Below are 14,835 nucleotides of genomic sequence, written 5' to 3' on the forward strand. Positions count from 1 at the left end.
CCGTCATCCATGACGTGCACAATCAGCCACATGACGATCACGGCGGGCGCGCCGCCCACACACAACACGCCTACCGACCTCGCCCTGGGGTTCCTGACGGGCGGGGTGATCGGGGCGTCGCTGACCGCCTTCATCGGCGGTTGCATAGTCGAGAGGGCGCCGCTGATCGTCACGGGGCTGGTCCTGCCTGCGGTCTGCGGGCTGGTCTTCTTCCTCGCCACTCTGCCGCGCCGGGCCCGGGAGGCGGCGGTCGTACCGCGTACGGCGCTCGCGGTGATCGAGGATCTGGAGGCCGTCGGGGGTGAGACCAGCGACGTGCCGGTGCGGTTCGAGCTGTCCGTCGCGCCGGACGACGCGCCCGCGTTCCGCGTCGAGATACGGCAGGACGTCAACCTCGTCGAGCTGCCCGACTACCGGCCGCGCGGGGTCGTGGTGGTCGAGTATCCGCCGGACCGGCCGTGGAAGGTGCGGATCGTGAAACGGCCGACGCCGCAGTGGGAGGAGCGGGCAGCCGGGGCGCGCCTGGACTCGGCGCCCGGTCCGACCATGACGAGCGATCCCCCGGCGGGCTGCGCCGGCGGTCTGCTCACGCTCCTCGGCCTGCTGCTCGGCGCGGTCGCCGTGCTCCTGCTGTTCCGCGTCGATCTGTTCGGCCCCGACGAGAGCAGCGCCTCCCCAAGGCCGTCTGTTTCCTCCTCGTCGTCGTCCACGACCACTGTGACGTCGGCTACCGGCACGGTCACCCTCGGTCCGGGCCAGTCGATGCTGGACAAGGGTGAACTGCGCAAGGCCGTCGAGTCGTTGACGCAGGGCGGGGACAAGCGCCGGGCACTCACCGTGGTCGTGCAGGACCGCCTGCTGACGGTCGTCTTCTCCCCCACCGGTGTGAAGACCGCCGGGTTCGACCCGAGGTCCCTGCCCTACGATCGTGTCTCCTCGCTGGTCGAGGAGGCCAGGACCACCCTCGGCGTCGACTCCCCGCAGAGCTGGCAGCTCACCGCCGACGGCGTCACCGGCTCGCTCACACTCAGGGTCACGGTGACCGGCGACGGGGGCACGGGAACGCTGGAGGCGGATGGGCGGGGCAAAGTGCAGCGGCACAGCGGCAGTTGACCGGAACGGGAGGAGGAGTGCGCATGGGGTGGGACGAGTTTCTGGTGCTGTGGTGTGGGGTGTGGGGTGTGGTGGCGGTGATCGGGTTCGCCCGGTCGCTGGCCGGGGTGACGAAGGCGCAGCGGACAATCCGGCTCACGGGGCGGATCGAGCGGGTGCGGGCGCCGCGGCACGGCGGGTCCCGGGTGGGCGGGATATCGGTGGTCGTCTCCTACCGTGACCCGGCCTCCGGTCAGGAGGTCAGCGTGACGAACGACGGTGAGCGCGGCGAGATGATCACCTCCGCGTGGGAGGGCCGGGAGATCGGGGTCAGTCACCCGCGGGGCAGACCGCACGCCTACCGGTTCTCCAACGTCCCCGAGGAGCCCAGTCGTGGGTTGGGCTGGCCGGGTTTCGCGGTCTTTCTGGTCTACGTCGGGCTGGTGGTCCTCGCCGCGGTCGAGTGGGGGTGGCCGTGGGCGCTGATCGGCCTCGGCGGTCCTTGGGCGGTCTCCGGCGCCGTTCACCTGCCCGGGGCGGTACGCGCCAAGAACCGCCGCGTCGAGAGGCTGGCTGCGATGGAGACCGTCGCGGGACGGGTCGTCGCGGTCCTCAAGGACGTCAGCGTCGACCAGGACGACGGTCACACCTGGACCACGATCACCCCGGTCGTATCGTTCACCACTCGCGAGGGCACGGCCGTTACGGCCCACTGCACGTCGAACCTTCAGGACCCCGCCGGCGCATACGGCCGTGCCGTGACGGTCCACTACACGCCCGCCGACCCGGCCGAATTCACGCTGGACCGCGCGGCCGAACACCGCTCGGAGGAGCGGGACGTGACGTTCAACGTCCTGGTGTTCGTCGTGCTCGTGGCGACGGCCGTGGTCGGAGTGGTGTTGCTCTGAGGCCCAGGAGGGGCTTGGGACCAGGTGGGTTACCTTCTCCCCCACGGAACCGTTCACGTTCGACTACGAGAACCTGCATGCGCGTGTGGACCGGGGGGTGTTCGAGCTGTTCAACCTGGACAGCTCGGCGCACACGTTCCGTGTCCCGCTGCGCTGGCTCGGGGTGTCCCTGCACCACAAGAAGCCAGACCGGCCCGGCACACTGTACTTCGGTGTCGTACGCGATCCGCAGGCCGCCCTTTACAACACCGACCCGCTCGCCTTCCGGCACTCGACCTCGCCCGCGTTCCAAGTGCCGCCCGGCGACGAGCCGTTGTTCCGCGCCTACTTCACCGAGGTGTCGCGGCTCGCCGACCGGCCGGTGGTCTGACGGGGAACCGGTGGTCTTCGAGCAAGACACCGTGCACATGCGGGTCGACCACGCAATCTTCGAGGTGTTCCGGCGCAACCGCGTCATCGCGTCGTACCGGGCCCCTCCGCACTGGGTCGAGGTCCGCGCGGAGACCCGCAGGGCCGGTGTGACCCGGCTGCAGGTCCGCCGGGCTATTTCACCGGTCTTCGCTCCCCCTACCACGTAAAGGGCAGGGTCTCCGCACCAGGTGAGTGTCCCTTGGCCAGCTCTGCCTCCAGCTGCGCGAGCTGTGCCTCGCTCAGCCTCGGCAGCGAAACCGGCCCCCGCGGCCGCAGAGCCTGCGGACCGCCCTCGTTCCATGTCCGCCGCCACCGCTGCACCGACCGGACACTGACCCGCAGGTCCATTGCAATCACCGCTCTCGCCTCACCCAGGGCGAACCGATCCGCAGCCTGGAGCCGTAAACCCTCGCGGAACTCCTACCGTTCGGCGGTCAACCCGCCCCCTTGTGGATGCCTCATGCCCCGGTGATACCCCAGCAGCTGACCATCCGTCGGCTTGTTGGAATAGAACAATCTCTCGCTCTCGAATCGGTCGACTCCTACCCTGATTTCCTTTCTGAACACTGGCATGATCCCCATGAGGGCAAGTCAGGCACTATGTAGCATCTACACAATTCAAGGAGGATCGTGTGACCCGTAACGGTCGCGTGCTGGTGACGGGCGTCGGTGCGATGACGCCACTGGGAGCGGATGCACCGTCGTCGTGGTCGGGGCTGCTGGACGGTAAGTCGGGGGTACGTTTCCTGGAGGAGGAGTGGGCCGCGGACCTGCCCGTGCACGTTGCGGCCGGGCTGACGGTGGACCCCGCCTCCCTGCTTCCGAGGGCCGAGGCCAGGAGGCTGGACCGCGGCGAGCAGGTCGCCATCCTCAGTGCGCGCGAAGCTTGGCAGGACGCCGGTGCTCCGCAGGTCGAGCCGGATCGACTCGCCGTCGTCATTGGTACTGGGACCGGCGGTGTCCTCACCACGCTGGGGCAGGACGACGTCTTCGAACGCGCCGGGATTCGCCGGCTGTCGCCATTCGCGGTACCCATGCTGATGCCCAACGGGCCGGCTGCTTGGGTGAGCATGGACCTGGGCGCGAAGGGAGGCGCCAGGACTCCGGTGAGTGCCTGTGCGTCCGGGGCGGAGGCACTCGCCCTGGGGCAGGACCTGATCCGCAGCGGGCGGGCGGACGTGGTCGTCGCAGGTGGGGTGGAGGCATGCCTGCACCCCTTCACTATCGCGGCATTCGCCCAGATGAAGGCCCTGTCGACGCAGTCCGTGGACCCAGAGACCGTGTCCCGCCCGTTCGACGTCAAGCGGTCCGGGTTCGTTATGGGCGAGGGCGCGGGGATGATGGTGCTTGAACGCACCGGGTTCGCCCGGGCCCGTGGCGCACGTGCCTACGGCACGCTGGCAGGCAGTGCCGTGAGTTCGAGCGCGAACCACATCACGGCCTCCGACGCGGAAGGCCAGGCCTTCACCATGGAACTGGCGCTGCGCGACGCCGGCCTGGCCCCGGCGGACATTGGGGTCGTCCACGCCCACGCCACCTCGACGGACTCCGGTGACCTGGCGGAGGCCGAGGCGATCGGCCGAGTGATCGGCAGCCACGCTGCGGTGACGGCGACGAAGTCGATGACAGGTCACATGATGGGCGCATCCGGAACGGTTGGCGCTATGGCCGCCCTGTTCGCGCTCAAGGACGGCACGGTGCCGGCCACGCGCAACCTCGACGAACTCGACCCTCGCGTGGAACTGGACGTGGTGCGCGGTGAGCGACGCGCCGGTCAGTGGTCTGCTGCGCTGGCCAACTCGTTCGGGTTCGGCGGACACAACGTCAGCCTCGTCTTCACCAAGTGACGACGAGACCTTGACCGCCACGCTGGGCGGCATGGGCCCTTCAGGCCCGGTTGCGGCCCACTCTCGTGATGTCGTGTCGTTCCTCAGACCGACCTGACCATCAGGCCGGTCACGACATCACGAGTTCAACCTCAACAACAAGCGCGCCGGAACTGGCGGCGGCCAGGACGTGTTCCAGCCACCAGTAAAATGGCAGCCGGGTCGCGCTCGCCCAGGCAGAACGCGGAGCCGCCCCGCCCGACCTTCCCGCCGTATGAACGAAGCGCCTGCTTGGGCAGTCCGTTCCCGGGTGCGAGCAGAAACGCCCTGGGCCTCGGGTCCTGTGCCGGGCAGAAGGACCGACACGTACCGACATCAGGATCCGGCAGTGGATACGTGGCGAACCAACTCGGTGGCCAGGCGTCGCATGACCGTACGGTTGGCGCGCCGCATCGTGGCCCGAACGACGGGCGCCAGCAGGCGGTCGGCGAGCGGGGCGCGCGCCCAGGCGTACGTGAACGACAAGTGACTTCCGGCGGTCCGCAGCGGTTCGATGGTGTAGGCGCCGTGGGCCAGGCGTCGGCCGGCCGCGCTGACGTTCCGTTCGACGATGCGCCACGGCGGGTCGGCCTCGACGACCTCGATGGTGACGTCGGTCTTCGTGCCGCCCAGCGCGGCTGTGACCGTGGCGCACGATCCGATGCCTCGGCCGGGGCCGCTGTAGTGCCAGTCGGTCAGGTAGTGGTTGGTGAATCGCTCGTGGTGAGCCATGACATCAAGGAAGTCGTAGACCTGCTCGGGCGTCTGCGGTACGTCGATCGACACGGTGACAGACTTCATGTACCACACGGTACACAGGGTGTGTACCAATTGGTACACTCGCGACGTGGTGAATACAGACGGCTCGCATCCTGAGGGCAAGGCCGCGCCCGGCACAGACGTAGACCGGCGCTCTCAACTGGTGAACGCGGCCGTCGACTACGTCGCGGCACACGGCTTCGCGGACCTGAGCCTGCGCGGCCTGGGCGCCGCGATCGGCGTCAGTCACCGCATGCTCATCCACTATTTCGGCTCCAAGGAACAGCTGCTCGTCGAGATCGTCCGGATGTCGGAGCGGCGCCAGCGTGATCTGCTGTCCCGGTTCCGCCTGGAACCCGGTCTCTCGCCCTCCGATGCTGCGAGGCTCCTCTGGCAGCAGCTGACGGACCCTCGACTGGCCAGTCAGGAGCGGCTCTTCTTCGAAATCTACGGGAACGCCCTGCGGGGCCGCCCCGAGGCCGCCCCGGCCCTCGAAGGGTTCGTGAACAACTGGCTGGAGCCGCTCGTGGCCGCCGAGGTCGCCGCAGGTGCGGACCCTGCCATGGCCCGGAACCGCGCCAGGCTGGGACTCGCCACCGTCCGCGGCCTGCTGCTCGACCTGCTCGCCACCGGTGACCGCGCCGGCGTCGACGCGGCTATGGAGGAGTTCCTCCGGCTGTACTACGGCTCGAAGTGACGGAGTCCCCATCCAGCGTGGCGAACGAACGCGCGATACGAAGCGGGAAACCCTCCGCCGTCCGTGAAGCGGTATGCATCGAGCGCTTCGAAGTCGATGTGCTCGATCGTGGGCGCATCCCGAAGGCGCAGTTCGGTGATTGCATCGCTGTCCATCCCGTCGATGGTAGCGATCGCGCCGAACCGGAGCAGTAGCTGCTGCACACGCTCTGCAAACGTGGTGACAGTCCTGATACCCGTGACCGCGAGTGCGTTCCCAGGCGCCCCGCCGTCATGAGGAATGACTCGTCTGGTTCTCGGCCTTCCACTGCTCTCGGGTGACGTCGTACTCCACACCCCGAAGGTCGGTGCCCGGTGGGAAATGGCTGGGGTCCGCGGTGAAGTCTCGTACGTGCTGCAGTCCGACAGAGACCATCGTCGCTCGGAAGGCCTCATTCGCAGCGGCCGCCATGGCCGGGATCCGGGTCAGCCCGAGATCCTCGAACCCGTAGCGAAGCACCTCGCGCGAGCCCTCCTTGGCGAGTCCCCTGCGCCAGTAGCGCTTGAGTAGCCGGTGCCCCAGCTCGCCTCGGCTGGATCCCGGGTCACCTCGTCGACGGCGCGGGCGGTGGCTACGTCCGTCGGGCCAGTGCCCGACGGACTGCGAATGCGGCGGCGCCGACGGCGAGCGCTGCGGCCCCGGTGACGACGGAGGAGAGCGGCAGGGCGAAGGCGAGGACGAGGCAGCCGGCGAGGCCCGCCACGGGGATGATCCGGGCGGGGCGGCCCTCGGCCGGGGTGAGTGTGAAGGCAGAGGCGTTGGCGACGGCGTAGTAGGCCAGGACGCCGAAGGAGGAGAAGCCGATCGCCCCGCGGACGTCCGCGGTCCCGGCCACGATGGCGACGACGGCGCCGACGAGGAGTTCGGCGCGGTGCGGGACCTTGAACTTCGGGTGCACGGTGGCCAGGGCGTGGGGCAGGTGGTGGTCACGGGCCATGGCCAGAGTGGTGCGCGAGACACCGAGGATCAGGGCGAGCAGCGAGCCGAGCGCCGCGACCGCCGCGCCGGCCCGGACGACCGGGGCGAGCCAGTCGGCCCCCGCCGCCCGGGCCGCCTCCGTCAGCGGAGCTGTGGCCGCCGCCAGCCCGCCCGGGCCGAGGACGAGCAGCACCGAGACGGCAACGGCAGCGTAGACGGCGAGGGTGATGCCGAGCGCGACCGGGATGGCACGGGGAATGGTGCGGGCCGGATCGCGGACCTCCTCGCCCAGGGTGGCGATGCGGGCGTACCCGGCGAACGCGAAGAACAACAGGCCCGCCGCCTGCAGGACACCGCCGAAGGCGGCGTCCGAGCCGACGTCCAGCCGAGCCATGTCCACAGCTGCGGAGGTCAGCGAGGCGGCCACGACGGCGGCGAGGACAGCCAGGACCACCGCCACGATGACCCGGGTGAGCAGGGCTGACTTCTGCACCCCGGCGTAGTTCACCGCGGTCAGCGCCACCACCGCTGCCACCGCGACCGCGTGGGCCTGGCCGGGCCAGACGTAGGAGCCGACGGTCAGTGCCATCGCCCCACACGAGGCGGTCTTGCCCACAACGAAAGCCCACCCGGCCAGGTGGCCCCAGAACTCCCCGAGACGCTCGCGTCCGTAGACGTAGGTGCCGCCGGATGCCGGGTAGAGGGCGGCGAGCCGGGCGGAGGATGTGGCGTTGCAGTACGCGACGACCGCTGCCAGGGCGAGTCCGATGAGCAGGCCGGAGCCGGCCGCGCGGGCGGCCGGGGCGAGGGAGGCGAAGATCCCGGCGCCGATCATCGAGCCCAGCCCGATCAGCACCGCGTCCGACACCCCCAGGCGCCGCTGGAGTTCGTCCGGGGCCCCGGGCGTGGGCGAGGTGGTGCTGCTCAACGGCGTCTCTCCTTGTCGGTTGTGGCCGCCCACGGGTGCTGCGGTCCGCGCAGACAATAAAGGATCGACCTGAACACGCAATGACCTCGGTCCTGCGCCGCACCGACAAGGCCGGACACTGCTGCCGCTGGAACCTGGAGAGCTCTACGAGGACTGCTCACACTCTGGCCCGACAGCACCAGCCCCACCCGGTCGCGAGTGAGCGGGAGCTGGGTGAATCGGACACCTGTCGCATCCCGGAGTGCGTTGGCGAGGGCTGGAGCGGCCGGATCGAAGGGGCTCTCGCTCATCGGCTTGGCGCCGAGTGGCCCGATGGCGTCGGCCGTCTCCATGAAGTGGACCTCAGTACGCGGGATGTCGGCGTACCGAGGTAGCCGGTGGCGGCGGAAGGCAGCCGTCCCGGCCTCGCCCCGCTCGCCGATGCGGACGTTCTCGAAGAGGGTGGCGCCCAACGCCTGGGCAACGCCTCCCTCGACCTGGCTGCGGCACTGCATCGGGTTCATGACGTTGCCCGCGTCGGCGGCGTGCCCGCAGCGCAGGATGCGGATCCCCCCGGCGTCGGGGTCCACGGCGATCCGGAACCGGCGCGTGTTGAAGGCGTCCGAGCACGGGATGCCGCCGAAGTGCCTTTCAGCGGCGAAGCCGACCCCGACGGCCTGTGCGGCTGTGTACAGATCCTTGAGCGTCAGTCGTCCGTCGCGTGATCCGACCGGCCTGCCCGCGGCCGAGGACCTCAGTGCCTACCGGGGTCCTCGGCTGCGAACCCCCCTCCGAACCGGGTCGAAGCCGCTTGGTGTTGCATTTCGGCGAGAAGTGCCGCCGAGGCCCCGGAGTCCACGCCTCACCGGTCGGCAGGGCCCGCTCACGTGGTGGTGCCACTCCCCATGGTGTTGCCACCGACACCCCGTACCCACGGCCTGGAGCCAGTGACCAAGGCTCCGGCTCGGACCAGAGTGGTGCCATGCCCACTCGACGCGAAGCCCTCGCCGCCTCGGCCGCCCTCACCGGCGGCGCCCTCCTGCCCGCCGCACCGCCCGCGACAGCCGTCCCCCGCATGACTCCGGACCGTGCAACGGCTGCCCCCGGTCAGCACCCCGGCCGCGCCATCGCCCTCACCCACGCCACCGTTCTCGGCGCGGGCACCGACCACACCGTCCTCGTACGCGACGGCCGCATCATCCGTACGGGCCGTTCGGCCGAGGTCCCGATTCCCCTCGGGACGACGACGTACGACCTGACCGGGAAGTACATCGTCATGGGCGGACTCGTCGAGTCCCATGTCCACAACCAAGGGCCCGAGACCGTGCTGCCGCCCCTCTTCCCGCTCAACGGTGTGACCACGGTCCGCGAGATGTGGGGCGGCCCCCTCCACCACGAGTGGCGCGACAAGGTCCGCGCGGGCAAGCTCCTCGGCCCGCGCTGGGTGATCGCCAGCTCGATCATCGACGGGCAGCCCTCGCTGTGGGCCAATGACACCGGCGAGCGCGTCGTCGAGGTCGCCGACGCCCCGTCCGCGCGTCGCGCGGTGCGCGAGGCGAAAGCGAGCGGCGCCGACTTCGTCAAGGTGTACTCGCGGCTCACGCCAGAGGCGTACGAGGCAATCGCCGACGAGTCCCGCCGACAGGGCCTGCGCCACGCGGGCCACTGCCCCGACACCCTTCCCATCGCCCGCGCGAGCGACGCCGGGCAGCAGTCCATCGAGCACCTCCACGCCCTCCTCCTCGCCACCTCGGACCGGGAGACCGAGATCAGGCGGGCCATGGCGAAGGTCCGTATCGACCCCACCCTCGGCACCAGCTTCGAGCGCTACGCGAGCTGGTTCCGGCAGGTGCACGCGGTGGAGTGGCAGGCGATGCGGACGTACGACGTCGGCCGTGCCCGCGCCCTCTTCGACCGGCTCGCCGCCAACGGCACCCGCGTCGTTCCGACCCTCACCGTCCACCATTCGCTGGAGCGCACCGACCAATTGCCCACCGACTCACCGGAGTTCGCGTACCTGCCCGGATGGATGACCGACTACTGGCCCGCCATCTGGTCCTCCCTGACCGCGGGCCGCACCGCGCGGGACACCTCCCGCATCCACCAAATCTACGAGCACCGGCTGCGCCTCGTCGCGGAACTCCACCGGGCCGGTGTGCAGTTGGTCGCGGGCACCGACACCGGCACCGGCTACGCGGTTCCCGGCTTCTCCCTCCACCACGAGTTGGAACTGCTCGTCGAGGCGGGACTGCCCACACAGGACGTCCTCCACGCCGCAACCACTGCGCCCGCCCGGATGCTCGGCCTGCCGGCCGACCGCGCCGACCTACTGGTCCTGGACGCGGACCCGCGCACCGACATCCGCCATACGCAGCGGATCCACTCCGTCCTGGTCGACGGCCGATATCTGGACCGTGCGGAGCGCCTGCGTCTGCTGGCCGACGTGGCGCGCGCCGCTGCCGCGAGCGAGCCCCCGGTCACAGGCATCGTGGCTCCCCACATCTGCGTCCACTGACCGCCCTGCTGCCGTACTCGCGGTACGGCAGCAGCCGCGCTTCTGCCCACCGCGAAGGCCATCGGGATCACGGCGTTCGTCGACGCCGACTGCATCGACCCGATCCGGATCAGCGACTCATCCTTCCTCGCAATCGACGGACAGGTCGCAGTCAAGCCCTACAGCTTGCTCCGCAAGGCGCCGGAGCAGTCCGACAAGGCAGCCGTCGCGAAGTTCGCGTGGCACAACCGCGAGAGGCTCGGGCTGCTCCGGGCGCGCAAGGCGTCCGCAGCACCCGGTGCACCTGCGGATGGCAACAACCTGTCCCTGGCCGAGGCCATCGACAGGCTCCCGGCGGTTACTGAGGACCGCACCGGGTACGAGCGCGACTCCTTCCACCTGTCCGTCGACGCGGACAAGAACCGCTGCGACACCAGGAAGGAGGTGGGCGACGGGCCAGGAGCCCCAGCAGGGCGTACTCGAGCTTCACGGACGTCGTCCAGGGCGAAGCCCCGGGTGCCGGGTTGCCGTTCGGCGGCCGCCCGCGACTACGAACGGCTCATTCAGTACTCCGAGTCGCTGATCACCTGGGCTGCGATCACCCTTATGACCAGACGAATCACCCGCCGAAGCTCCCGCAGGAACGGACTGCCGGCCTCCCGCGAAGCCCAACGCGACTCATCGTCCTGGCGCTGACAGTCAGCAGCCTCACCCGGACCCCACACCGGCTTGACGGCGCGGGGTCCGTCCGCCAGGACCGCCAGCCGGCGGGCAGCGCCGGGGCGGCGGAGACGCCGGCAGCGGTTGCCGCTCCGCCGGTCCTCCTGTCCGGCGCGAAGTGATATGCCGACACGCCTGCAACGATGACGGCCACCACGGCGCCGGCGGCGAGGACCAGCCTGCGCCGGTTCTGGGGCGAGGCGATGGACTGGACCCTGCACGAGGTGACTGACGATCAGGCAGTGTTGCGCTCCGCCAAGGGTGTCGGCCCGTATCTCGAGTTCCTCCGCACGCCCGGCGTGAAGACCGTGCCAGACCGCGTCCATATTGACCTGCTGCCGTACCCCGGTGACGGTCAAGAAGCGGAGGTGGCCCGGCTGCGGGCCCTCGGCGCGACCGACCTCGACCTCGGCCAGGGCGACGTCCCATGGAGGTGCCTGGCCGACCCGGAGGGCCACGAGTTCTGCGTCCTCGCCCCGCGCTGACGTGGAGCCTTGACGACACCCCGACACGTAGGCCCTGCCTGCTCATGCACCATGGCCCTGAGCGGGTTGCGCTGCGGCGTCCCCGGTGTCCGCCAGCTGGAAGAGACACTGTCACGAGCCCCGGGTGAGTCGGACAGCTCAGCGGTCATGTCCGCGTTGTGCTGTTCGAGCTGAGTGATCCGCTCCCGGAGTGCATGGATGTTGGTGGGGCCCCCGAAGCCCGATTCTCGCCGGCGATTCGGCTGTTGTGATCGTTGGCGTTTGCGAGGTCTGCCTGCAGCGACGCGGTAGTGACTTCATGCCCGCCGTCGGCCTGTGGCTGCGCTACGGCGGGCTTGGATTCCCTGGAGCAGATCGCCGTGGCGACAGAAGAAGTTGCGGTCCGGGCCGGCTCCGCGGGCGATGCCGGAGACGCTGACAGGTTGGCCTGCGGCAAGTGCATCGCGCAGGGCGGCGCGAGCCCGTCGCGGCGGCGAGATGTGACGGCCTGCCGGCCATGGTGCAGTGAGGGCGTCATGAGCTGAGTCCCGAATGAAACCGAGAAAAAGTGCCTATCCGTACATCGCAGTGCTGTAGACGTACAGGGCGACCACGCCGGTGAGGCAGGCAAGGATCACCCATGAACCGAAACTGGTGTGTTTCCCACGGCATTTGGGCCGCACGGCCTTCCCGGAGCGATTGGACCGGCCAGGCGCCGCCCGCGGCCCGACCGGCGCCGCATCGGCTGCCGCCTCGGCGAGCAGGCGACGGCAGGTCGCGGCGAGCACACCTGTACTCGCGGAGAGGGAAACCACGGCCTCCGAACGCGCCGGAGCGGTGGTGCCGCCGTCCAGGATGCGCCCCGCGCGTACAAGGACCTCGTCCCGGCCGCCCGCCGGAGCAAGGCTGATCCACCGCCGTACATGCTCACCCCGGATGACCACACCGCCGGACCGCTCCCGGTACACGGTGTGTTCCCGCCATAAGATCTCCGCCAACTCACCTGCGGTTTCTCTCAGTTGCGCGCTCATGACCTCTCCCCCTCCGCCTAGCGGCGAATCGAACAAGCATCGCACTCTAGCGGTAGGCGCAGAGGGGGGATCCAGCAGCCCCCGGCGGCCGCGCCCGCCCCCCGGGCCCCGTGATGTTGTCCGGTCCCCGGGTCAAGTCTCTCCGGCCGTCGCGGCAGTGACCCACGCGGCGCGGAGTCAGGCCCCTTGCCGGAGCGCCGCCCGGTAGGCAGCCGAGGTGGTGCCGTAGGCGCGGGTGAACCCTCCCGGACGAGATCCTCACCGAGGTGCGGCATCCGGTAGCGGCACCCGTGGTGGACAGCCGACTGTCCGTCGTGGCGTTCGTCCGGATTGAATGCCACGACCAGTCCGGCCGCGCCGACGTGCCGCTCTCCCCCGCACATGGACGACTGTGCACCGTCGTCGGTGATGCCGAAGGAGTACGTGTCATGGGCGTGCACCGGGTACGCGTACTGCTCGCAGCGGGCGTCCATGGCCTCCAGCGCAAATCCGGGAACCCGCCAGTAGGCGGCGCGTTCTCCGGCAGACGTCATGTTCCAATCGTGCCGCACGAGCGTTCAAGCCCCCACGCGCCTCCATGGCTCACGCTGGACACCAGCACCTCAACCAGCGAAGGAACCGTAGGAATGACCGAGAACGTCTCAGCAGCACCGACGAGCCTTCACAAGACGGAGAAGGTCCGCCTGGCCGTCTACCACGGGTTCGCGCGCACCGGCCGGGCCCCGAGCGTGCCTGAACTTGCCGCACACACCGGACTCGCCCCGGACCACGTGCGTCAGGAACTGCACACCCTTCACGCACGTCATGACGTGGTCCTGGACTCGCAGGACAGCGACCGGGTCGTGATGGCCCACCCCTTCGCGTCGGTGCCGCTCGGCTTCTCCGTCATGGGATCGCACACCCTGTGGTGGGGCGGCTGTGCGTGGGACTCGTTCGCCCTGCCCCACCTGCTCCGGAACGAGCCCGATGTCCTGGTCGCCACCCGCTGCCCGGCCTGCGACACCCCGCACGCCTGGGTGGTCGGCCGAGAGGCACCCCCGAAGGGTGACCAGGTCGCTCATTTCCTCACCCCCATGCACCGGGCCTGGGACGACATCATGCACACCTGCGCCAATCAGCGCCTGTTCTGCTCCACCGACTGCGTCGACTCCTGGCTGCAGCAGACGGGCCAGGAGCGTGGCTACGTGATGGATCTGACCACCCTGTGGCGCTTTGCCGGCGACTGGTACACCGGACGCCTGGACCCGGGCCACACCCGCCGCGACCCCTCCTCCGCCACTGCCTACTTCGCCCAGGTCGGCCTGCACGGATCCTTCTGGGGACTGCCGGAATGAGGTCTCCATTCGCACGATGGGTCTACCAGGAGCGAAGCGCTTGACCCTCACGTGGCGTCATGCCGCATTGTCGGTGGCATGGAAGAGCACCTGACCGTGGGACGCGTGGCCGAGCTGGCCGACGTGAGCGTCCGCACCCTGCATCACTACGACGCGATCGGCCTCGTGCAGCCGTCCGCGCGGACCTCGGCCGGGTACCGGGCCTACTCGGCGGGCGACGTGGAGCGACTGCGGGAGGTGCTCGCCTACCGGCGGCTGGGCTTCGGACTGCGCGAGATCGCGGATCTCGTTGACGACCCGGCCACCGACGCGGTCGCGCACCTGCACCGGCTGCGTGGCCTGCTGCTGGACCAGCGCGACCGAGCTGCTGGCATGGTGACGGCCATAGACAGGGAACTGGAGGCACGGGCAATGGGGATCAGGACGACACCAGAGGAACAACTGAAGGTATTCGGCGCGCAGTTGTACGAAGCCATCGGGTCCGCCTACCCGGCGACGCGACGCACCGAGCCGCGGATCGCCGCGAGGGTCTGGGATGCGCTCGGCGACGCACGGACGGTACTGAACGTCGGGGCCGGCACCGGCTCCTACGAACCCCCGGACCGCGATGTCACGGCGGTGGAACCGTCGGCGGTCATGCGGGCGCAGCGTCCCGCAGGCGCGGCGCCATGCGTGGCCGCCCGTGCGGAGAGCCTCCCGTTCGAGGACCAGTCCTTCGACGCCGCGATGGCCTTCAGCACCGTTCATCACTGGCAGGACCCGATCGCCGGGCTGCGCGAGATGCGGCGCGTGGCCCGGCGCGTGGTGGTGTTCACGCACGACGCCAGTGACACCGGCTGGCGTCAACGGTTCTGGCTCACCCGGGACTACCTGCCTGAGGTCGCCGGCCTGGTCGCCGGACGGCCCTCGGTGGACCAGCTGGCCAGCACGATCGGGGCCCGCCTGGAACCGGTGCTCATCCCGTGGGACTGCGCTGACGGCTTCTTCGAGGCCTACTGGCGCCGACCCGAGGCGTACCTGGACGAACATGTGCGCCGCGCGATATCGGTATGGACCAGAGTCGGGCCGGAGGCCGAGCAGCGGGCGGTGAACCGGCTTCGCGACGACCTTTCCTCAGGCCGGTGGGCCGAGCGCAACCGCGACCTCGTCGCCCTCGACGCGGCAGAGCTCGGCCTCCGCCTTCTCGTAGCCTGAAC

At 69.8% G+C, this 14,835-nt stretch carries 14 protein-coding genes and 6 pseudogenes; 12 read left to right on the forward strand and 8 right to left on the reverse strand.

The window, feature by feature from the left end; translation table 11 throughout:
- Positions 1-30: 30 nt before the first annotated feature.
- The 4 genes from BT364_RS25905 to BT364_RS25920 all read left to right on the forward strand — a co-directional run bounded on the left by BT364_RS25905 (position 31) and on the right by BT364_RS25920 (position 2,578).
- Entirely contained in the window at positions 31-1,113 is a 1,083-nt protein-coding gene (locus tag BT364_RS25905; protein ID WP_072487649.1) for a hypothetical protein, read from the forward strand.
- Positions 1,114-1,136: 23 nt separating this feature from the next.
- Positions 1,137-2,000, forward strand: coding sequence for a DUF3592 domain-containing protein (locus BT364_RS25910; protein WP_072487650.1), 864 nt, complete (start codon positions 1,137-1,139; stop codon positions 1,998-2,000).
- A gap of 97 nt (positions 2,001-2,097) precedes the next feature.
- Positions 2,098-2,370, forward strand: coding sequence for a hypothetical protein (locus tag BT364_RS25915; protein WP_072487651.1), 273 nt, complete (start codon positions 2,098-2,100; stop codon positions 2,368-2,370).
- A 10-nt stretch (positions 2,371-2,380) separates the two neighbouring features.
- Positions 2,381-2,578, forward strand: coding sequence for a hypothetical protein (locus tag BT364_RS25920; protein ID WP_072487652.1), 198 nt, complete (start codon positions 2,381-2,383; stop codon positions 2,576-2,578).
- Between the two features lie 28 nt (positions 2,579-2,606).
- Here the strand turns inward: BT364_RS25920 and BT364_RS25925 are convergent.
- A pseudogene (locus BT364_RS25925) lies at positions 2,607-2,873 on the reverse strand (helix-turn-helix domain-containing protein); the annotation flags it as partial.
- A 170-nt stretch (positions 2,874-3,043) separates the two neighbouring features.
- Here BT364_RS25925 and BT364_RS25930 point away from each other — a divergent pair.
- Positions 3,044-4,258: a beta-ketoacyl-[acyl-carrier-protein] synthase family protein gene (locus BT364_RS25930; protein ID WP_256260224.1), complete on the forward strand. Its 1,215-nt coding sequence runs from the start codon at positions 3,044-3,046 to the stop codon at positions 4,256-4,258.
- A gap of 354 nt (positions 4,259-4,612) precedes the next feature.
- On the opposite strand, the gene BT364_RS25935 is transcribed toward BT364_RS25930, so the two are convergent.
- On the reverse strand, positions 4,613-5,077 hold the full coding sequence (locus BT364_RS25935) for an SRPBCC family protein (protein ID WP_072487751.1): 465 nt from the start codon (positions 5,075-5,077) through the stop codon (positions 4,613-4,615).
- 46 nt (positions 5,078-5,123) lie between these two features.
- On the opposite strand from BT364_RS25935, the gene BT364_RS25940 reads away from it, so the two are divergent.
- Positions 5,124-5,732, forward strand: coding sequence for a TetR/AcrR family transcriptional regulator (locus tag BT364_RS25940; RefSeq protein ID WP_072487653.1), 609 nt, complete (start codon positions 5,124-5,126; stop codon positions 5,730-5,732).
- On the opposite strand, the gene BT364_RS41705 is transcribed toward BT364_RS25940, so the two are convergent.
- The 4 genes and pseudogenes from BT364_RS41705 to BT364_RS25960 all read right to left on the reverse strand — a co-directional run.
- Entirely contained in the window at positions 5,717-5,887 is a 171-nt protein-coding gene (locus BT364_RS41705) for a hypothetical protein (protein WP_177328226.1), read from the reverse strand. The two genes, BT364_RS25940 and BT364_RS41705, sit on opposite strands and share 16 nt — an antisense overlap.
- A 115-nt stretch (positions 5,888-6,002) precedes the next feature.
- Positions 6,003-6,305, reverse strand: a pseudogene (locus BT364_RS39355) (GNAT family N-acetyltransferase); the annotation flags it as partial.
- A gap of 37 nt (positions 6,306-6,342) precedes the next feature.
- The gene (locus BT364_RS25955) at positions 6,343-7,617 is read right to left on the reverse strand and encodes an APC family permease (protein WP_072487655.1); all 1,275 of its coding nucleotides are present in this window, start codon (positions 7,615-7,617) and stop codon (positions 6,343-6,345) included.
- A gap of 170 nt (positions 7,618-7,787) precedes the next feature.
- Positions 7,788-8,312, reverse strand: a pseudogene (locus BT364_RS25960) (molybdopterin cofactor-binding domain-containing protein); the annotation flags it as partial.
- Between the two features lie 266 nt (positions 8,313-8,578).
- On the opposite strand from BT364_RS25960, the gene BT364_RS25965 reads away from it, so the two are divergent.
- From BT364_RS25965 to BT364_RS25975, 4 genes and pseudogenes are all read left to right on the forward strand, one after another.
- Positions 8,579-10,111, forward strand: coding sequence for an amidohydrolase family protein (locus tag BT364_RS25965; protein WP_072487656.1), 1,533 nt, complete (start codon positions 8,579-8,581; stop codon positions 10,109-10,111).
- A gap of 42 nt (positions 10,112-10,153) precedes the next feature.
- Positions 10,154-10,372, forward strand: a pseudogene (locus BT364_RS25970) (Ku protein); the annotation flags it as partial.
- A gap of 258 nt (positions 10,373-10,630) precedes the next feature.
- Positions 10,631-10,774 (forward strand): annotated as a pseudogene (locus BT364_RS44320) (IS5-like element IS4811 family transposase); the annotation flags it as partial.
- 218 nt (positions 10,775-10,992) lie between these two features.
- Positions 10,993-11,295: pseudogene (locus BT364_RS25975) on the forward strand (VOC family protein); the annotation flags it as partial.
- A gap of 551 nt (positions 11,296-11,846) precedes the next feature.
- On the opposite strand, the gene BT364_RS25980 reads toward BT364_RS25975, so the two are convergent.
- A complete protein-coding gene (locus BT364_RS25980) occupies positions 11,847-12,305 on the reverse strand; it encodes a hypothetical protein (protein WP_072487657.1) in 459 nt (152 codons plus the stop codon).
- A 17-nt stretch (positions 12,306-12,322) separates the two neighbouring features.
- On the reverse strand, positions 12,323-12,838 hold the full coding sequence (locus BT364_RS25985; RefSeq protein WP_079179645.1) for an AraC family ligand binding domain-containing protein: 516 nt from the start codon (positions 12,836-12,838) through the stop codon (positions 12,323-12,325).
- A gap of 93 nt (positions 12,839-12,931) precedes the next feature.
- On the opposite strand from BT364_RS25985, the gene merB reads away from it, so the two are divergent.
- Together merB and BT364_RS25995 are read left to right on the forward strand one after the other, a co-directional pair.
- Positions 12,932-13,639 (forward strand): organomercurial lyase, encoded by a 708-nt coding sequence (gene merB / locus BT364_RS25990; RefSeq protein WP_072487659.1) that lies wholly within the window; start codon positions 12,932-12,934, stop codon positions 13,637-13,639.
- Positions 13,640-13,717: 78 nt separating this feature from the next.
- Positions 13,718-14,833, forward strand: coding sequence for a MerR family transcriptional regulator (locus tag BT364_RS25995; protein WP_072487660.1), 1,116 nt, complete (start codon positions 13,718-13,720; stop codon positions 14,831-14,833).
- Positions 14,834-14,835 lie beyond the last annotated feature (2 nt).

It is taken from the genome of Streptomyces atratus (assembly GCF_900119365.1).
GTDB classification, from domain to species: Bacteria; Actinomycetota; Actinomycetes; order Streptomycetales; family Streptomycetaceae; genus Streptomyces; species Streptomyces atratus_B.

Bases quoted from the DNA above. Each gene is read 5' to 3' on its own strand.
- BT364_RS25905 (WP_072487649.1), top strand. From the start codon at position 31: ATGACGATCACGGCGGGCGCGCCGCCCACACACAACACGCCTACCGAC.
- BT364_RS25910 (WP_072487650.1), top strand. From the start codon at position 1,137: ATGGGGTGGGACGAGTTTCTGGTGCTGTGGTGTGGGGTGTGGGGTGTG.
- BT364_RS25935 (WP_072487751.1), bottom strand. From the start codon at position 5,077: ATGAAGTCTGTCACCGTGTCGATCGACGTACCGCAGACGCCCGAGCAG.
- BT364_RS41705 (WP_177328226.1), bottom strand. From the start codon at position 5,887: ATGGACAGCGATGCAATCACCGAACTGCGCCTTCGGGATGCGCCCACG.
- BT364_RS25965 (WP_072487656.1), top strand. From the start codon at position 8,579: ATGCCCACTCGACGCGAAGCCCTCGCCGCCTCGGCCGCCCTCACCGGC.
- BT364_RS25980 (WP_072487657.1), bottom strand. From the start codon at position 12,305: ATGAGCGCGCAACTGAGAGAAACCGCAGGTGAGTTGGCGGAGATCTTA.
- BT364_RS25985 (WP_079179645.1), bottom strand. From the start codon at position 12,838: ATGACGTCTGCCGGAGAACGCGCCGCCTACTGGCGGGTTCCCGGATTT.
- merB (WP_072487659.1), top strand. From the start codon at position 12,932: ATGACCGAGAACGTCTCAGCAGCACCGACGAGCCTTCACAAGACGGAG.
- BT364_RS25995 (WP_072487660.1), top strand. From the start codon at position 13,718: ATGGAAGAGCACCTGACCGTGGGACGCGTGGCCGAGCTGGCCGACGTG.